The organism is Amycolatopsis benzoatilytica AK 16/65, from assembly GCF_000383915.1.
Taxonomy (GTDB): Bacteria; Actinomycetota; Actinomycetes; order Mycobacteriales; family Pseudonocardiaceae; genus Amycolatopsis; species Amycolatopsis benzoatilytica.
The window spans coordinates 6,233,039-6,250,213 of record NZ_KB912942.1; the positions used below are offsets into that span (position 1 = coordinate 6,233,039).

Annotated in this window: 15 protein-coding genes; 6 read left to right on the forward strand and 9 right to left on the reverse strand. The window is 69.4% G+C overall.

Annotated elements, in window-relative coordinates; translation table 11 throughout:
• Nucleotides 1-2 precede the first annotated feature (2 nt).
• The gene (locus AMYBE_RS0128850) at nt 3-1,130 is read right to left on the reverse strand and encodes a hypothetical protein (RefSeq protein ID WP_154676317.1); all 1,128 of its coding nucleotides are present in this window, start codon (nt 1,128-1,130) and stop codon (nt 3-5) included.
• On the opposite strand from AMYBE_RS0128850, the gene AMYBE_RS0128855 reads away from it, so the two are divergent.
• Together AMYBE_RS0128855 and AMYBE_RS0128860 are read left to right on the forward strand one after the other, a co-directional pair.
• Entirely contained in the window at nt 1,105-2,313 is a 1,209-nt protein-coding gene (locus AMYBE_RS0128855) for a glycosyltransferase family 4 protein (protein WP_020662872.1), read from the forward strand. The two genes, AMYBE_RS0128850 and AMYBE_RS0128855, sit on opposite strands and share 26 nt — an antisense overlap.
• Nucleotide 2,314: 1 nt before the next feature.
• Nucleotides 2,315-3,625 carry a UDP-glucose dehydrogenase family protein gene (locus AMYBE_RS0128860; protein ID WP_020662873.1) on the forward strand — a complete coding sequence of 437 codons (1,311 nt, stop codon included), beginning with the start codon at nt 2,315-2,317 and terminating at the stop codon, nt 3,623-3,625.
• A gap of 16 nt (nt 3,626-3,641) precedes the next feature.
• Here the strand turns inward: AMYBE_RS0128860 and AMYBE_RS0128865 are convergent, their stop codons facing one another.
• The 6 genes from AMYBE_RS0128865 to ddaH form a co-directional block, all read right to left on the reverse strand.
• Entirely contained in the window at nt 3,642-4,679 is a 1,038-nt protein-coding gene (locus tag AMYBE_RS0128865) for a GNAT family N-acetyltransferase (protein ID WP_020662874.1), read from the reverse strand.
• Nucleotides 4,680-4,685: 6 nt separating this feature from the next.
• Complete coding sequence (locus tag AMYBE_RS0128870) at nt 4,686-5,609, reverse strand: glycosyltransferase family 2 protein (protein ID WP_027928125.1); 924 nt, start codon at nt 5,607-5,609, stop codon at nt 4,686-4,688.
• A 69-nt stretch (nt 5,610-5,678) separates the two neighbouring features.
• Nucleotides 5,679-6,347 carry a polysaccharide deacetylase family protein gene (locus tag AMYBE_RS0128875; RefSeq protein ID WP_020662876.1) on the reverse strand — a complete coding sequence of 223 codons (669 nt, stop codon included), beginning with the start codon at nt 6,345-6,347 and terminating at the stop codon, nt 5,679-5,681.
• 116 nt (nt 6,348-6,463) lie between these two features.
• Nucleotides 6,464-7,165, reverse strand: a complete 702-nt coding sequence (locus AMYBE_RS0128880; protein WP_020662877.1) for a glycoside hydrolase family 75 protein — start codon at nt 7,163-7,165, stop codon at nt 6,464-6,466.
• A gap of 425 nt (nt 7,166-7,590) precedes the next feature.
• Nucleotides 7,591-8,229, reverse strand: a complete 639-nt coding sequence (locus tag AMYBE_RS0128885) for a polysaccharide deacetylase family protein (protein ID WP_020662878.1) — start codon at nt 8,227-8,229, stop codon at nt 7,591-7,593.
• Between the two features lie 700 nt (nt 8,230-8,929).
• The gene (ddaH, locus tag AMYBE_RS0128890; RefSeq protein WP_154676318.1) at nt 8,930-9,772 is read right to left on the reverse strand and encodes a dimethylargininase; all 843 of its coding nucleotides are present in this window, start codon (nt 9,770-9,772) and stop codon (nt 8,930-8,932) included.
• 74 nt (nt 9,773-9,846) lie between these two features.
• Between ddaH and AMYBE_RS0128895 the strand changes: the two genes are divergently transcribed.
• The 4 genes from AMYBE_RS0128895 (at nt 9,847) to AMYBE_RS0128910 (ending at nt 14,421) form a co-directional block, all read left to right on the forward strand.
• Nucleotides 9,847-10,290, forward strand: coding sequence for an Lrp/AsnC family transcriptional regulator (locus AMYBE_RS0128895; RefSeq protein ID WP_020662880.1), 444 nt, complete (start codon nt 9,847-9,849; stop codon nt 10,288-10,290).
• 108 nt (nt 10,291-10,398) lie between these two features.
• Nucleotides 10,399-11,160 carry an enoyl-CoA hydratase gene (locus tag AMYBE_RS0128900; protein ID WP_027928126.1) on the forward strand — a complete coding sequence of 254 codons (762 nt, stop codon included), beginning with the start codon at nt 10,399-10,401 and terminating at the stop codon, nt 11,158-11,160.
• Nucleotides 11,161-11,437: 277 nt separating this feature from the next.
• The gene (locus AMYBE_RS0128905) at nt 11,438-13,360 is read left to right on the forward strand and encodes a 2-oxoacid:acceptor oxidoreductase subunit alpha (RefSeq protein WP_020662882.1); all 1,923 of its coding nucleotides are present in this window, start codon (nt 11,438-11,440) and stop codon (nt 13,358-13,360) included.
• Complete coding sequence (locus AMYBE_RS0128910) at nt 13,357-14,421, forward strand: 2-oxoacid:ferredoxin oxidoreductase subunit beta (protein WP_020662883.1); 1,065 nt, start codon at nt 13,357-13,359, stop codon at nt 14,419-14,421. The genes AMYBE_RS0128905 and AMYBE_RS0128910 overlap by 4 nt, the downstream gene beginning before the upstream one ends.
• A 72-nt stretch (nt 14,422-14,493) precedes the next feature.
• On the opposite strand, the gene AMYBE_RS0128915 is transcribed toward AMYBE_RS0128910, so the two are convergent.
• Nucleotides 14,494-16,104 (reverse strand): sunset domain-containing protein, encoded by a 1,611-nt coding sequence (locus AMYBE_RS0128915; RefSeq protein WP_020662884.1) that lies wholly within the window; start codon nt 16,102-16,104, stop codon nt 14,494-14,496.
• A 22-nt stretch (nt 16,105-16,126) separates the two neighbouring features.
• Nucleotides 16,127-17,164 (reverse strand): polyprenyl synthetase family protein, encoded by a 1,038-nt coding sequence (locus tag AMYBE_RS0128920; RefSeq protein WP_020662885.1) that lies wholly within the window; start codon nt 17,162-17,164, stop codon nt 16,127-16,129.
• Nucleotides 17,165-17,175: the final 11 nt, after the last annotated feature.

Sequence of the window (17,175 nt, forward strand, 5' to 3'; positions counted from 1 at the left end):
TCTCAGCCTTCGACCCGGCGCAGCCAAGCTTCCCGCCAATAGGGATAGATCGCCCGCGGACAGAACCGGTGATAAAGCGAACGGCAGAAGACGTCTTCCAGCACGACGCAATCACGCAGGCGCAGCATCCGGCCGGTCTTCTCGTCGATGATCCGCTCTACCCGGTGCGAAACTCGGGCCCGCTGCCCGCAGTACGGCAGCATCTCGACGTCGAAGAGCATGCCGCGGTTCTTGTTCGCCGGCGACAGCGTGCGCAGGATCTCCTCCTTGCTCCGCACCTCGACCAGGTCCCCCGGCTTCAGCCGCAACGGATCCGGCTGCGCGGCCGACGCCCCGCGGCCCCGCAGGAAGGGGTAGGTCTCGCCGTCGCGGATGCGCAGCCAGGCCGGCCATCGCCGGCTCAACCGCTGGAACTTGTTGAAAAACACGATGAGCAGTCCGCGCAGCACCACCGGTAGTTTTTCGTTCCCGTACCGCACATCGTCCACGTACTGCCTTGGCGAGTAGGCGCTCATCGGCGCGGACGCGTTGAGCAACTCCGTTGCCTGGCAACGGTACTGTTCCGCGTCGTCGCTGTCCGCGAACTCCACCGCGTCGGCTTCGAGCGCCTCGACCGTCGCGCCTTCGCCCTCGGCGGGCGACGCGCTCGACTCGAGCCATTCCTCGCGAAAGAAAAGAAGGCACGCTGCTTGGCATCCGCCGTGCGCGCTTCCGTCACAGCGCGCACCAGCCAGATGCACAGTGCGTTCCAATTTCCGGTGATCGGTGCTCGGCGTGACCGTGTCGCAGGTTTTGTCCGCCCGCTTGTAGACCCGCATCTCCTGCCCGGCGAACCGAAGCATCTCCGGCATGAAGGGCAGGCCGGCCAGGCGACCCTGTTTGTCGAGCGTCGCAAGGATCTCTTCGGTTCCGCGAACGCGCACCTGGTCACCGGCTCGCAGCTTCGATCGGGCCTCGCCCTCTGCCATCTGAGTACCCCTCTCGGAACAGCCTGCAGTTAGGTCGCCACAGCGCAGCTTTCCGTTACCGAGAGGTGCGTAATAAAAGGCCGCGCGCCAGCGAATAAGTAGCGTCGGCTCCCCACCCCACGAGATGAGGTCGCCGGTGCTGCGACGCCACGTACTGATCATCGTGCAGAATCTGCCCGTCCCGCTCGACCGCCGGGTATGGCTGGAATGCCGTGCGCTCAGCGAAGCCGGGTACCAGGTCTCCGTCATCTGTCCAAAAGGGACAGGCGAACCGGCATACCAGGTGCTGGACGGAGTGCACCTCTACAAATACGCCCCGCCGCCGGACAGCACCGGCGTGCTGAGCTACCTGGTCGAGTTCGGCTACTGCTGGCTGCGCACGGCGTTGCTGTCGCTGAAAGTGTGGAAGCGCCGCCGGTTCGACGCCGTCCAGGCATGCAACCCGCCGGACACCTACTGGGCGCTCGCCCGTCTCTGGCGGCTTCGGGGAGTGCGGTTCGTCTTCGACCACCACGACCTCAACCCGGAAGTCTTCCGTTCCCGGTTCGGCGAACCGGCCGGCCTGGCCGCGCGGATCCAGCTCGCCGGCCTGTATTGGCTGGAGCGCATGACCTTCCGGACGGCGGACCGGGTTGTTTCCACCAACGCCTCGTACCGGAGAATCGCCGTCGAGCGCGGACACGTGCCGGTCGAGCACACGACGATCGTCCGGTCGGGACCGGACACCTCGGTGATGCGGCCGCGCCGGCCCCGCCCGGAGTTGCGCCGCGGCAAGGACTACCTCGCGGTATGGCTGGGAATCATGGGACCGCAAGACGGGGTGGACGAGGTGCTGGAGGTCGCCGCCCGGGTCGTGCGCGAGCACCACCGCACCGACGTCCAGTTCGCGATACTCGGCTTCGGCGATTGCCTCGAAGATCTGCGCGCGCAATGCACCGAAATGGGCCTCGACGACTACGTGCATTTCACCGGCATGGTCGGACCGGACGAGATCGCCGACTACTTCTCCACCGCGGACGTCGGGCTCTCGCCGGACCCCTACAGTCCGCTCAACGACGTTTCGACCATGAACAAGACGATGGAGTACCTCGCGTTCGCGTTGCCGGTGGTCGCCTCCCGGCTGACCGAGAACTCGCTGTCCGCGGGCGACTGCGCGGTCTACGTGAAGCCGGGCGCCACCGCGGAATTCGCCGCCGAACTGGTCGCGCTGCTCGACGATCCGCAACGCCGGGCCGAACTGGGCAAGGCCGGCCGGGTCCGCGCGGAGACGGAACTCGACTGGGCGCCGCAGGCCCGCGCCTATCTCTCGGTCTACCGGGATCTCTTCGACGAGGAGAAGGACTGACATGTTCGCCAGACGGATCGCGGTCATCGGCACCGGCTATGTCGGGCTCACCACCGGCGCGTGTCTCGCGTCGCTCGGGCACCGCGTGGTGTGCGCCGACGTCGACCCGGACAAGATCGACCGGCTCGCACTGGGCCAGGTCGACATCCTCGAGCCACGCCTCGCCGAACTCGTCGCCGAAGGGCTGGCGGCGGGCAGGCTCGAGTTCGTGCACGGCGCGGCGGCCGCGATCGACGCCGACCTCGAAGTGGTTTTCCTGTGCGTCCCGACGCCGATGGGAGTCGGCGGAATCGCGGACCTGTCCAGTGTCGAAGCCGTGCTCGACGAGATCCGGGAGAAGCTGCCGCCCGGGACCGTGGTGGTGAACAAGTCCACCGTCCCGGTCGGCACCGCGGAGCGCACGAAAGAACTCCTGCGCCGCGAGGACGTCGCGGTCGTGAGCAACCCCGAGTTCCTTCGCGAGGGAACCGCGGTGCACGACTTCCTCAATCCGGACCGGATCGTGGTCGGCAGCGACGCGCAGGATTCCGCCGAACGCATCGCCGGGCTTTACGCCCGGCTCGGCGCGCCGACGGTGCTGACCGACGCGGCCAGCGCGGAACTGCTGAAGTACGCGGCGAACTGCTTCCTGGCGATGAAACTGTCGTATGTCAACGCGATGGCCGAACTGTGCGAACGGCTGGGCGCCAACCTCGCCGACATCACCGAAGGCATGGGGTACGACCGCCGGATCGGTCAGGCGTTCCTCCGGCCCGGTCCCGGCTGGGGCGGCTCATGCCTGCCCAAGGACACCCGGGCGATGCTGCAGATCTCCGATTCCGCGGACTTCGAGTTCCGTCTGCTGCGCGCGGCGATCGACACCAACGAACGGCAGCGGCAGCGCATCGTCGACAAAGTCCGGATCGCCGTCACCGGCAACCGCGGCGGTTCCCTCGCGCACCTCCGGCTCGGCCTGCTCGGCCTGACTTTCAAGGCCAACACCGACGACGTGCGAGATTCGCCCGCGCTCGCGATCGCCGCACTGCTGCGACAGGCGGGCGCGGAACTCGTCGGCTACGACCCGGCGCTGCGGGCCGACACGATGCGGCCGGAACTCGGCGACGTCAGCCTGGTCGAAGATCCGGTGCTGCTGGCGAAGGACGTGGACGCGCTCATCCTGCTGACCGAGTGGCCGGAATTTCGGACCTTGGACTGGTCCCGGCTCGCCGACGTGGTCCGGCGGCCGATCGTCGTCGACACCCGCAACCTGCTCGATTCGGACGTGCTGCGCCGCTCGGGGTTCACCTGGACCGGGCTCGGCTCGGCGGCCTAGCGCCGCCTCGGCCGAGTCACCGGAAGCGCCGCCGCAGCGCACGCAGCTGCGGCGCGACCGGCGACGTCTTCGCCGCCGTGACCGCCTGCCGGCTTACCCGGCGGACGAGCCGGTGCAGCCCGCCGGTGCTCACCTCGCCCTGGCAGACCAGCACCTGGCCGGTCATCGCGCGCCGCTTGTACTCGTCCTCGCCCCGGCCGAGGTCCACGCGCCGCACTCCCAGGTCCGCCGCGGCCTGAACGATCTCCCGCAACAGGATCCAGCCCGGCGCCAACCGGGAGAACCGCGGTTCGTAGACCGGGAACCACCAGTGCAGCACGGGACCGTCGCGGAGGCCGAAGTGCGCCGCGAGCAACTGTCCTCCGATGTGGACAGTCGAGAGCACCCCGCCGAAGGAATCTTCCCGGGTGCGGAGCAGCCGGTGCAGGAGCGCGACGCGCGCCGGGTCGGCGAAATAGTCTCGCGCGCCGGTCGCCCGATACTGGTCGCGCTTGAGCCGGATCACTTCGTCGAGCAGGACCGGATCCGAGCAGTCCGCGGTGAACACCAGTGAACCGTGCTCCCGGACAGCTTTCGCCGACCGCCGCCGAGCCTGGCCCATATTGTCCTTGCCGCTGCGCGACGCACGGCCCAGGTACCCGTCGAGGCCGCCGGTCACGTCGAGGTACGGCGACGGCCGCTGGGTCTCGATCCACGGTTCGAACTCGGCCCGGCCGAGCAGGTGATCGAAGCTGAACGTCCGGGCGCGCAGGGCCGGGAGAAGCCGCTCGACCGGGAACCTGGAGTCCGCCGTCTGCACCGGAGCCTGGAAGTCCGCGGCCGGCCAGCCGACCGGGCGTACCCCGGACCCGTTGACGTGCACCGGCAGCAGCCCGGTGACGACGCCCGGGACGTCCTCGGCGATCGCGACCCGAACCGCCGGGCCCTCCGCGTGCACCGCCGCGGTGAACGCCGGATGGAAGTATGGACTGTCCAGCCGCGGGTTGCCTGCGCGCAGGACGTGCCAAGACTCCAGTTCCCGCGCCGTGAGGCGATCGAACTCGACGACGCGCATCGCGGCTCAGCCCGGAAGCGCGGTCAGGCGCCGGGACGGGCGCAGCAGCGCGACGAGCGCGGCTCTCGCGGTAGGCCGGCCGCCGAGCGTACGGAGCAGTTCGCCGAGCGCCACCGCGACGAAGTACGCCGTCGAAGCCGCTTTTCCGCTGCGGCGGCGAAAAAGCTCCACCCGGTTGACGGTGAGCAGTGCCCACAGCATCGGGTTGGTACCGCACTCGCCGCCGATGTGCTCGACGACCGCCGCCGGCTCGTACCACGGTTGCCAGCCGAAGTCCTTGGCCCGCAGGCTGAACTCCGTCTCCTCGCCGTAGAGCAGGAACGACTCGTCCCACGGTCCGGTCTCCCGCAGCACCTCGGCCCCGATCAGCATCGCCGCACCGGTTCCCCACGCGACCGGACGGCCGTAGTCGTATTGCCCCGGGTCCGTGATGAGCTCGCCCAGCGTGCCCCACTTGCCCGCCCGGCGGCCGCCCGCGACCGATTCGGTCAACGCGCGAAGCACCGTGGGATCGCGGCGGATCGACGGCTGAAGCGAACCGTCCTGGTTGAGCAGCCGCGGATAGACGATGCCCCGGTGCGGATAATCCAGTGCCTTCGCCAGCACCGCCAACGCGCCGGGATGCGGCCGGGCATCCGGATTCAACACGAAAACCCCGTCCACGCCCACGTTTTGCAGTTCTTTGACCCCGACGTTGACGGCAGCCGCGTATCCGCCGTTGTGCCCAGTGCGCAGGAAAGTGACCGGAACGTTCCAGTCGCCGGTCGCGATTTCCGCGGTGCCGTCGCGGGACATGTTGTCCGCCACGACGACATCCACCAATTTCGTGCCCTCGACCGCCGCGGCCAGCGACGCGAGGCATCCGGGCAACACCTCGGCGCTGTCGTAGGTCACGATGACGATCCCGACCCGGAACTGCTGCGCACTCACGTTCAAGATGTCGCGGCGGCAGACGAGCCTGTTACGGCGGATTCCGTTGGACGGCAACGAAGAATCCGGTCAACCCCGGAATCGCTTCACGAGTTTCGCAGCGGCCCGCCTGGTTTTCCGGCGCACGCCAGGCGAGCCGCCGAGCACGTCCGAGATCCAGACCGCATCGAGATCGTGCGAAAGGCTCGTCCGCGCCTGCAACCAGTCCTGCTCGCGCGCGAGCCCTCCGTCGCTCGTGTAGACCCGCTGCACGCCGGTGCCGCGCAACCGGCGCAGGACCGTGCGATCGTAGGAGCCGAACGGGATCGCGACGCGCCGGACCGGTTCACCGGTCTGCCGCGCGAGCGCTTCCGGAGCACGAGTCAGCTCCTCGCCGACCTCGCCCTCGCTGAGCCGTCGCCAATCGCGATGCGCCCAGCCGTGCGAACCGATGCTCATGCCGGCCGCCAGCAGCTTCTCGATCCCGGCCTCGTCCACTGATCCCGGGCTGCCGATCCTCCCGGCCAGCAGGAAGAATTCGGCCCGCAGCCCGCGCTCGACCAGCCGGGGCAACGCGATTTCGACGTCCGAGGAGTTCCCGTCGTCGAACGTCAGCCGGACGTCCGGTCGATCCGCCACCGCGTCCAGCACTCGATCGAACTGGTCGACCCGCACCCAGGTCGCCTCTTCTCCCGGGGCCAGCGGACGCTCCGGAGCGCCGATGCCGTGCACCGTGAGATTCACCAGCATGGCTGTCATCGCCCGCCTTTCTCGCGCTATCGGACCAATCGCGCAAAACGCGTCGAGAGTTACGCGGCGAGGAAGAGCGGAGCTCCCCGGCGCGGCGCACGGGGAGCTCCTGTCGATTCGGAGGTTCAGCCGACGAACGCGGCCGCCAGCTTCTCTCCGGTGCTGGTGGCGTTGGCGTGGTTCTCGATCGGGCTCACCGTCGAGTTCTTGAAGCAGACGTAGGTGACCCCGGATTCAACGCCGCCGTTCTTCGGGTCCGGGTTGATGCCCAGGTCCTTGGCGGTGGCATAGGACGCTTCACCGATGATCTTGTTGGGACCGGTGTCGCCGATGACGGTGTACTCGACCTTGCCGTTGTAGATCACCGCGCAGGATCCGCCGCCCTTGAGGCCGGACTTTTCGTAGTTCCAGATGCCACTCGCGCTCGGCACGACGATGTACGGCAGCTTCGCGGCGTCCAGGGCCTTGCCATCGGATTGCGGGAAGGCAGTGTTGTCCTGGTAGCAGCAGTCGGTCTTCTCGTTGCACTGCGCGCTGCGCTGGCCGTCGCAGTCGATGTCCATGTCGGCTTTCCAGAAGACCGCTTTGCCCGCGTCGCAAACCGGGACGGTAGCGGTTTTGGAGTCTTCGTCGGTTTTGTATTTGCCATTGGAGATCTGCTTGCAGGACGCCAGCTTGGCGAGAATCTGGTCCGCGGTGGGCCCGCCGGCTCGGGCGGTCGCCTGCACCGCCGGCTGAACTGGAGCCGTCGCGGCGGCAGCCGTAGCGGCGGTGGGCAGGATCGCCGCAGCGGCTGCCGCGATCGCGAGGAGGACGAGTTTCCGCATGATGCTCCCTGTTGATTAGGAAACTTTCCTTACGGCGGCGTGCGCTCAGGATGCCGCCGGGCGGAGGCGGTCACAACCCACCGAAGGTGGGGTTTTTCCCCACTGAACGGAGGATTGCGGGGTTGCCGCCAGATCTCGCGTCGGGCAGATTTGCGCTGGCCGGCGCGTCGGCGCGGGTGCGGAACCCGGCGAAGGAGGCGTTCTCGGACCGGGCGGCGACCACGGCCACCGCCGCGCCGCCCGACACCCCCGGAGACCCCTCGCCCCGGCCTCCGGCACAAAGGCCTGACACGGTTTGAGGCGACCCGCCAAGGCATTTTTCCGCCCTGGCAGGCCGCCTCGGCCGACAGTCCCGATCAGGTTTCGGGCACCCGCGCAAGGGTCGTCCCCGGCGGCGAAACCAGCCCCCGCCTAAGCCCGAGAAATCACCAGCTGGAGCGGGGAGTCCATCGTCCGGCCCACCGCCGGGGCCGCCGGCTCACCGCCTCCGCCCAGCGGGTGTTCACATCCCACCGAATCTCCGTCCGCGGCCGCACCAACGTCGCCGCGCGTACTCCCCGCGCGCCCCCGACATTGGCGTACACCCGGGTGGCCCCGGCATCCCGCAAATGCCTCAGCACCCGACGATCAAATCGGCCTTCCGGCAGCGAATACCGTCGCACCGGCGTCCCGCTCAGCTGTTCCAGCAATCGCGGTGCCTCGTCCAGGTCGCGGCGCACCGCGAAGGGACTGTCCAGCCGCCAATCGTGGCGATCCCAGCCATGCGAACCGACGTGCATTCCGGCTTCCACCAGCTGCCGCAGCCCGTCCTGGTCAACGTAGCCGCGTTCGCCGACCCGGCCGGCCAGCGGGAAGAACTCCGCGTACAGGCCGCGGTCGACCAGGCGAGGCAGGGCGATCTCGACATCCGACGAGTTGCCGTCGTCGAAAGTCAGCTGGGCACCGCCGCGGGCGACGACGTCCAGGAGCGCGTCGAACTGCTCGACGGTGATCCACCGTTCGTCCTCGCCCGGGTCGAGGGCCCGTCGAGGTCTACCGATGCCGTGCACTGCGAAGGTGGTCATCCCGTGCCTCCCATCGGCTCACCCTACCCGATTAATCGGATTAGCAAACGGAGTAGTTACCGCCCAAGATCCCGAGGTCAGTCCAGGTCCAGCAGCTCTGCGAAAACAGGCGTGCCGAACAATCGGAATACCACGAATCACCCGATCGGATTACCTGCACGGAGTTGATCAAGAAGATTTTCCCGGTCGCGGACGCAATGTCGGCCGCGCGCCGGGGTTCTCCTCCTGGCCGATGAGCCCGGTACGCGATCCCGAAGCCCGGGAAGGGCCCCTTGCCGGAATCTAATTCCCGCAAGGGGCCCTTCACGGACTTGAGCGGGGCGGAGAGGCTACGCGGACTGCCTCGTCCCGGCCGACGTCCTGGCGGGTATCGGGGCAGCTAACCGGCACGCACCGCTCCCCAGCCGACACCCGGGCAAGGACCGCCCCCAGCCACCGCCCTGGCATGCACCGCCCCCAGCCACCACCGCCGCCCAGGCAAGCACCGCCTCCCCAGTCACCGCACCGCTCCCCAGCCGACACCCGGGCAAGCACCGCCCCCACCGCCAGCCGGGCAGGCGGCGTCTCGACTGTCCACTTCAGACCACGACCGCCGGGAGCTGGCGCACACCGTCCAGCGCTTGGCTCCGCTGGACCCGAAGCAGCGCCGGACCGAGTCGTCGCCGAAGACGCTCGAACCCGGAAAACTGCCCGCACCGACCTACTTGCGGATCTCCAGCGTGCAGCATTTCGGCCCGCCGCCGGCCTTCCGCAGTTCGGAGATGTCCAGGTACACCGGCTCGTACCCGCGTTCGGCCAGTTCGGTGCCGAGCCCAGTGGCTTCCACCGGCAGCACGACGTTGCGCCCGTCGGACACGCCGTTCAGCCCGAAACACTCGGCGTCGGCGGCGGTCGCGACCACCGCGTCCGGGAACATCCGGCGCAGCACCCGCTGCGAACCGGCGGAGAACGCGTCCGGGTAGTAGGCGACGTTGGCCCCGGCCGATCCGCTGTCCTCGGCGAGCACGAACAGTGCGGTGTCGAGGTGGTAGTAGCGCGGATCCACCAGCTGCAGCGAAACCACCGGCACGCCCAGAGCTTCCTGCGCCTCGGCATGGGCGGCCGGGTCGGTGCGGAAGCCGGTGCCCGCCAGCAGCAGCCGCCCGGTCCAGGCGAAATCGCCCTCGGCCTCGTTGATCTTCTCCGGCATGGTCAGATCGCGGTAGCCGTGCTCCAGGAACCACCGGCGGAAGTGCTCCGCCTCCGCGGCCCGCTGCGGAGCCCGGAACCGGGAGCCCAGCACCCGCCCGTCGACGACGGTGCCGGAGTTGGCGGCGAACACCATGTCCGGCAGGCCCGGCTGCGGCTCGATTTCATCGACGGTGTGGCCGAGACGACGGTAGGTGTCGCGCAGCGCGGCCCACTGCGCGACGGCGGCGTCCGCGCTGACCGGCTTGGTCGGGTCCATCCAGGGGTTGATCGCGTAGTCGACGGCGAAATAACGCGGCGAGCACATCAGGTAACGGCGGGGCGTCGGCACCCGCGGCACAACCTCTCCCTGCATGCAACCAGGCTAAACGGCATCCGATATCGCAATCAATCGCTGTTCAATGCGCATCGACATGCTAAACATTGCGTGTGAACACCATCGACCAGCGAATCGTTTCCTGCCTGGTAGCCAATGCCCGATCCAGCTACGCGGAGATCGGCAAGGTGGTCGGCTTGTCCGCGCCCGCGGTGAAGCGACGGGTGGACCGCCTCCTGGAAACGGGCGTGCTGCGCGGGTTCACCGCGGTGGTCGACCCCGAAGCACTGGGCTGGGGCACCGAAGCGTTCGTGGAAGTGCACTGCCAGGGCAACGTCACCCCGGCCCGGATCCGAGCCCGGCTGGAACCCCTGCCCGAGGTGGTAGCCGCCTACACGGTGTCCGGCGCGGCCGACGCGATCGTCCACCTGCGCGCGGCGGACATCCACCACCTGGAGACCGCGTTGGAACGCCTGCGCGGGCTGGAAATCGTCGATCGGACCGTGTCGACCGTCGTGCTTTCGCGCCTGCTGGAACGCCCGCCGACGCCGTCCTGACGTCCTGACGTCCGGGAAGGGCCCCTCGACGGAATCCAAGTCCGTCAAGGGGCCCTTCCCGGACAGCCACCCAGCGAGCACCGAGGCCTTTCCTGCATGCTCACCGGCATGACCGACCGCATCCGCAGCGAGCACGACCAGGGCGTCGCCCTGCTCACCGTCGACGCCCCGAACAGCCGCAACGCCCTGACTCTCGACCTGTCCGCCGAATTGGCCGCGGCGGTCGGACGCGCCGAGGCCGACGAGGCGGTCAACGCCGTGATCGTCACCGGCGCCCCGCCGGCCTTTTGCGCCGGAGCCGACCTCACCGCCCTCGGCAACGCCACCCCGGACGGTCTCCGAGCCATCTACGCCGGCTTCCTGGCGGTAGCCGGTTGCGCCCTCCCCACCATCGCGGCCGTCGGCGGCGCGGCGGTCGGGGCTGGTCTGAACCTGGCCCTCGCCGCCGACCTCCGCCTGGTCGGCCCCCGCGCGAAGTTCATCCCCCGGTTCCTCGACCTGGGCCTGCACCCCGGCGGCGGGATGACCTGGATGTCCCAGCGCGTCCTCGGTCCCCAGCAAGCCGCCGCGCTGGCCCTCTTCGGCGAATCCCTCACCGCCGAAGAGGCGGTGCGAGCAGGTCTGGCCCACCGCCTGGTCGACGGCGATCACGAGGCACTGGTCCAGGCCGCCCGCGACCTGGCCGCCCCGACCGCCGCAGCCCCGCGGGAAGTGGTCCTGTCCACCAAGCGGACCATGCGCCACACCAGCACGCTGCGCAGCCACCCGGAAGCAGTGGACGCCGAGATCGTCCCCCAGCTCGAATCCCTGTCGTCCCCGGCTTTCGCGGAACGGCTGGCCGCGATGAAGGCCCGGATCAGCACCCGCTGACCTCGGCCGCCTGGCTTTCCCACCTGCTGAGAACCCTCAACCTGGAGCGAGCTGCTGGTCAGCGGTATTGGCGCGGCACGAGACATGCGTCACGCCGTCACCTGCCCGTGTTCCCCCTACCATCGGGAAACGCCCATGTGGGAGACCGGTCGGGAGAACCCCAGACTTCGACCGGCGCACCAGGCCCGGCGAGTAACCTCGGACACAGGCCCCGGCGGGCTCCCCGGGGCGCCGACCCGGGCTCGCAGCATGCCGGGAGAGAGGGATTCCCTGACCCATGAGCACCAGTGCGAACGGCCGCCCGACCGGGAGCGGCGCGCTGACCGCGACTCGCGCCACCGAGGTGAACAAACTGGACCGGGTGGTCATCCGGTTCGCCGGCGACTCCGGCGACGGGATGCAGCTGACCGGTGACCGGTTCACCTCGGAAGCGGCGGCGTTCGGCAACGACCTCTCCACGATGCCGAACTTCCCGGCCGAGATCCGGGCGCCACAGGGCACCATCCCGGGCGTCTCGTCGTTCCAGGTGCACTTCGCCGACTACGACATCCTGACCCCGGGCGACCGGCCGGACGTGCTGGTGGCGATGAACCCGGCCGCGCTCAAGGCGAACCTGCGCGACGTCCCGCAGGGCGGCACGATCATCGTCAACACCGACGAGTTCTCCAAGCGGAACCTGGTGAAGGTCGGCTACGAGACCGACCCGCTGGAAGACGACACGCTGTCCGCGTTCCAGGTGCACCGGGTCGCCATGTCGACCTTGACCCAGGGCGCGCTCGCCGACACCGGCCTCGGCAAGAAGGACGCCGAGCGCTGCAAGAACATGTTCGCGCTGGGCCTGCTGTCCTGGATGTACCACCGGCCGACCGAGGGCACCGAGACCTTCCTGCGGGAGAAGTTCGCGAAGAAGCCGGACATCGCCGAGGCGAACATCCTGGCCTTCCACGCGGGCTGGAACTACGGCGAGACCACCGAATCGTTCGCGACCACCTTCGAGGTCGCGCCCGCGAAGCTGGACAAGGGCACCTACCGGCAGATCACCGGGAACACCGCGCTCGCCTACGGCATCGTCGCCGCCGGCCAGCAGTCCGGACTGCAGATCCTGCTCGGCACCTACCCGATCACCCCCGCTTCGGACGTGCTGCACGAGCTGTCCAAGCACAAGCACTTCGGCATCATCACCTTCCAGGCCGAGGACGAGATCGCCGGTATCGGCGCCGCGCTCGGCGCCTCCTACGGCGGCGCGCTGGGCATCACCTCGACGTCCGGACCGGGTGTCGCGCTGAAGTCCGAGACCATCGGCCTCGGCGTGATGACCGAACTGCCGCTGGTGATCGTCGACGTGCAGCGCGGCGGGCCGTCCACCGGCCTGCCGACCAAAACCGAGCAGGCCGACCTGCTGCAGGCGATGTTCGGCCGCAATGGCGAATCGCCGGTGCCGATCGTCGCGCCGCTCTCGCCCGCGGACTGCTTCGACGCGGCGATCGAGGCCACCCGGATCGCGCTGAAGTACCGTACGCCGGTGCTGCTGCTGTCCGACGGCGCGATCGCCAACGGTTCCGAGCCGTGGCTGATCCCGGACGTCGCGAACCTGCCCGACCTTCGGGTGGAGTTCGCCAGCGAGCCGAACGCGACCGACGGCTCCGGCGAGTTCTGGCCCTACGTCCGCGATCCGGAGACGCTGGCGCGCGCGTGGGCGGTGCCCGGCACGGCCGGTCTGCAGCACCGCATCGGCGGACTGGAGAAGCAGGACGGCAAGGGCAGCATCTCCTACGACCCGGACAACCACGACCGGATGGTGCGGCTGCGCCAGGCCAAGATCGACGGCATCGACGTGCCGGACCTGGAGGTCGAGGACCCGTCCGGCGAGGCGAAGGTGCTGGCGCTGGGCTGGGGTTCGTCCTACGGCCCGATCGGCGCGGCCTGCCGCCGCGTGCGCAAGCTCGGGATGCCGATCGCGCAGGCGCACCTGCGGCACCTGAACCCGTTGCCGCACAACCTCGGCGAGGTGCTCGCGCGCTACGACAAGGTCGTGGTCCCGGAGATGAACCTGGGCCAGCTCGCCTGGGTGCTGCGGGCGAAGTACCTGGTGGACGTGCACTCCTACACCAAGGTCGCCGGCCTCCCGTTCAAGGCCGAGGAACTGCAGAACGTGTTCTCCGACATCATCGCCAACCTCGTTCCGGAGGGCGTCAAGTGACCGCCATCGATCTCGGGCTGCCGCAGCTTGGCGGCATCGACCTGGTGCCGACCGCCGACGAACCGCAGAAGGCCAAGGACTACAAGTCCGATCAGGAAGTCCGCTGGTGTCCCGGCTGCGGCGACTACGTGGTGCTCAACGCCGTGCAGTCGTTCCTGCCGACGCTCGGTCTCAAACGCGAGAACATCGTCTTCATCTCCGGCATCGGCTGCTCGTCGCGGTTCCCGTACTACCTCGACACCTACGGGATGCACTCGATCCACGGCCGTGCACCGTCGATCGCGACCGGGCTGGCCACCACCCGTCCCGACCTGTCGGTGTGGGTCGTCACCGGTGACGGCGACGCGCTCTCCATCGGCGGCAACCACCTGATCCACGCGCTGCGGCGCAACGTGAACATCAAGATCCTGCTGTTCAACAACCGGATCTACGGGCTCACCAAGGGCCAGTACTCGCCCACCTCCGGGCAGGGCATGGTCACCAAGTCGACGCCGATGGGTTCGCTGGACACCCCGTTCAACCCGCTGTCGCTGGCGATCGGCGCGGAAGCGTCGTTCGTCGGCCGCGCCCTGGACTCCGACCGCAAGGGCCTCACCGAGGTGCTGGAAGCGGCGGCCCGCCACCGCGGTTCGGCGCTGGTGGAGATCTACCAGAACTGCCCGATCTTCAACGACGGCGCGTTCGACGTGCTCAAGGACAAGGACGAGGCCGCGTCCCGGCTCATCCCGCTGCGGGCCGGCGAGCCGATCCGGTTCGGCGCAGAAGGCGAGTACGGCGTCCGCCGCGGCGACTGGGGCGGGCTGGACGTCGGCAAGGTCGCCGATATCGGCGAGGACAACCTGGTGGTCCACGACCCGACGATCGCGGACACGTCGTATGCGTTCGCGCTGACCCGGCTCGGCGACCAGAACCTCAACCATGTGCCCACCGGGATCCTGCGCCAGGTGGAACGGCCCACCTACGACGACGCTGCCCGCGCGCAGGTCGAACAGGCCCGTGCGGCGCGGACGCCGGACCTGCAGGGCTTGTTGCGCGGCAAGGACACCTGGACGGTGGACTGAACACCGTCCGAATAGGACAAACGGCCGCCCTCCCCGTTACCAGGGGAGGGCGGCCGTTTCGTTTCTCCGGTCTCAGTGCAGCGGACGGAACCCGACCCGCTCCGCGTCCGCGGCGGTGCGGAACCACACCTCGGCCACCATCTTCGGGAACTGCGCCGAATCCTCGACGCAGTACCGCAATGCCGTCACGCTCGCCTTCACGGTGAATCCGTCGGCTGGCCGGCCACCGCCCGGGCGAGGCATCGCCGAGCCGGGGCCGAACGGTCCCGGCGGCACCGCGTCCGCCGCGGTCTGTCGCGCCGGCGGCGGTTCCGGCGCGGCCATCGCCGCCTGGTTCGGCTGCACCGACGGCTCGAACAGCGAACCGCTGTGCCCGCCCGCCACGTCCGGTTCGCGCCGCTCCACCGAACGCATCGACGGCTGGATCGGCCGAGGCGGGTCGAACCCGCCGAGCGGGGATTCCCGGCGCTGACGCTTCGGCAGTCCGCTGTCTTCAGTGGACTCCACCGGCGCGCTGGGCGTCAGGTGGTCGGTCGCCGGCGCCTCTTCCAGGTGCCCGACCGGGTTTTCGGCGGCCTGCTGCGGTTCTTCGAACGCCGACCGCGGCGCCCCGCCCGGCTGGCTGAACCAATCCGGTTCCGATTCCGGTTCCGGCGTGCGCGAGCTTGGCCGGAACAGCGAAGCCGCCTCGTCGGATTCCGGAGTGGACGGTGCGGGGTCCAGTGCCGCCGGGTCAAGCCGGCGCTCCAAAGAGGACAGTCCGTCGGCCGGCTCCGGCACCCGCCGCCGGCCGCCGTCCGGTTCTTCCTCCGGGACAACGGATCCGGCCGGTTCGTGCCAGTTCTCACTGGCCGGTTCCGCCGGCTCGAACGCGCCGCGGCTGGCGGACTCCTCGACCGGTTCGAGCGAACCGTGGGATTCGCCGGCTGGTTCGAACAACCCGTGCGACCCGCCGTCCGGCTCCGCCGCCGGCCGGAACGAGCCGCGGTGCTCGCCGTCCGCGATCGGCTCCTGGAGCTGGTGGTACCCGCTGTCGTACTCGTCCGCCGAAGCCGGGGTTTCCAGCGGCTCGGCGATCCGGTGGTAGCCGCTGTCGTGGTCCGGCTCGGCGAGGTGATGCGAGCCCAGGTCACGGTCTACCGGCTGCAGGTAGTCGGTGGCCGAGGCCCGGTAGGTGTCGCCGGAGTCCCGGGTCTCCGCGGCCCGACCGCCCTCGACCGGAGCGACCACCTCGGTCGCCGGCGAGCTGTGCACCGGACCAGCCGGGTCCTCTTGCGCTTCCGCTCGAGCGAACGCCTCGTCGACGTCGTCGTCCTCGGCCGGTTCCGGCGCGGTGCGGTACTCGGCGTCGTACTCGGACTCCGGGGAGAACGCCGCGACCGGAGCGGCCGCCTGGAACACCTCGGTCGGAGCGTGTTCGCGCTGGTCACGCGTCCAGTCCTCGGCTGGCGGCAGCGCCGCGGTACGGGTCTGCGTGCTGGCCGCGGCACGGTCCGGCGCGCTGGCGGCACGGGCCGGGGTGCTGGCCGCGGCGCGCGCCGAATCGGCGTGCGCGGCGGACAGCTCCGCCTCCAGCTCCTGCACCCGCTTGCGGGCCGGCCGCGCCAGCACCAGCCAGGCGATGAGCGCCCCGACGAAGAAGGCCAGCAGGCTCCAGAGCCACACCTGCCCGAATATGGACATTTTTCGCCCCTTTGAGAACGTCTCAGAACGTCCGCGCGACCAGGTAGTCGGCGACCGACTCGCAAGCGTCGCGCGCAGGGGACGCGGGCAGCGCGGCGAGCTCGGCACGTGCTCGGGAAGCGTAGTCGGAAAGGGTGACGCGCGCGCGTTCGAGTCCGCTCGAACGACGCAGCAGCTCCAGCGCCTCGGCCACCAGCGCGTCGTCGGTGATCGGGCCGGCGAGCAACTCGACCAGCCGCGGGTCGGTGCCCGGATCGGCCAGCGCGTACAGCATCGGCAGCGTACGGACGCCTTCGCGCAGGTCAGTGCCCTGTGCCTTGCCCAGCTCATCGGACGGCGACGCGATGTCGATGACGTCGTCGGAGATCTGGAACGCGGCTCCGATGATCTCGCCGAACCGGCGCAGCGCCTGGATGTGCTCCTCGGCCGCGCCGGACATCATCCCGCCGAACCGCCCGGACGTCGCGATCAGCGACCCGGTCTTCTGCGCGATGACGGTCAGGTAGTGCTCGACCGGGTCGTCGCCGGGGCCGGGGCCCACGGTTTCCCGCATCTGTCCGCTGACGAGCTCGCCGAACGTCTCGGCGATGATCCGTGCGGCGTCCGTGCCCAGGTCGGCGACCAGCCGGGAGGCGTGCGCGAACAGGTAGTCGCCGGTCAGGATGGCGACGGTGTTGTCCCAGCGCGAGTTGACGCTCTCGGCGCCGCGTCGCATGGTCGCCTCGTCCATGACGTCGTCGTGGTAGAGCGTCGCCAGGTGCACCAGCTCGACCGCGGCGGCCGCGATCAGCACCTGCTCGCCCTGCTTCGGCCCGAACTGCGCGGACAGCAGCGTGAACAGCGGACGAAAACGTTTGCCCCCCGCCTCGACCAGGTGCAGCGCCGCGTCGTGGACTGCCGGGACGTCGCTCTTCACGACGTCGCGCAGCATCGTCTCGACGTCCGCCAGTCCTCCAGCGATGGCGCGCAGCAAGGCCTCGTCCTGGATCTGCAGCCCGACGGTTGCGCGCAGGTCCTCGACAGCGCCATCCCGGGCCGCCCCCGGAGGTGGTGAAGACACAGACACGTCGG

Excerpts from the sequence above, each read along its gene's own strand:
- AMYBE_RS0128865 (WP_020662874.1), bottom strand. The coding sequence starts at position 4,679 with ATGCGCGTCGTCGAGTTCGATCGCCTCACGGCGCGGGAACTGGAGTCT.
- AMYBE_RS0128915 (WP_020662884.1), bottom strand. The coding sequence starts at position 16,104 with ATGTCCATATTCGGGCAGGTGTGGCTCTGGAGCCTGCTGGCCTTCTTC.
- AMYBE_RS0128860 (WP_020662873.1), top strand. The coding sequence starts at position 2,315 with ATGTTCGCCAGACGGATCGCGGTCATCGGCACCGGCTATGTCGGGCTC.
- AMYBE_RS0128885 (WP_020662878.1), bottom strand. The coding sequence starts at position 8,229 with ATGACCACCTTCGCAGTGCACGGCATCGGTAGACCTCGACGGGCCCTC.
- ddaH (WP_154676318.1), bottom strand. The coding sequence starts at position 9,772 with ATGCAGGGAGAGGTTGTGCCGCGGGTGCCGACGCCCCGCCGTTACCTG.
- AMYBE_RS0128875 (WP_020662876.1), bottom strand. The coding sequence starts at position 6,347 with ATGACAGCCATGCTGGTGAATCTCACGGTGCACGGCATCGGCGCTCCG.
- AMYBE_RS0128880 (WP_020662877.1), bottom strand. The coding sequence starts at position 7,165 with ATGCGGAAACTCGTCCTCCTCGCGATCGCGGCAGCCGCTGCGGCGATC.
- AMYBE_RS0128850 (WP_154676317.1), bottom strand. The coding sequence starts at position 1,130 with ATGATCAGTACGTGGCGTCGCAGCACCGGCGACCTCATCTCGTGGGGT.
- AMYBE_RS0128900 (WP_027928126.1), top strand. The coding sequence starts at position 10,399 with ATGACCGACCGCATCCGCAGCGAGCACGACCAGGGCGTCGCCCTGCTC.
- AMYBE_RS0128905 (WP_020662882.1), top strand. The coding sequence starts at position 11,438 with ATGAGCACCAGTGCGAACGGCCGCCCGACCGGGAGCGGCGCGCTGACC.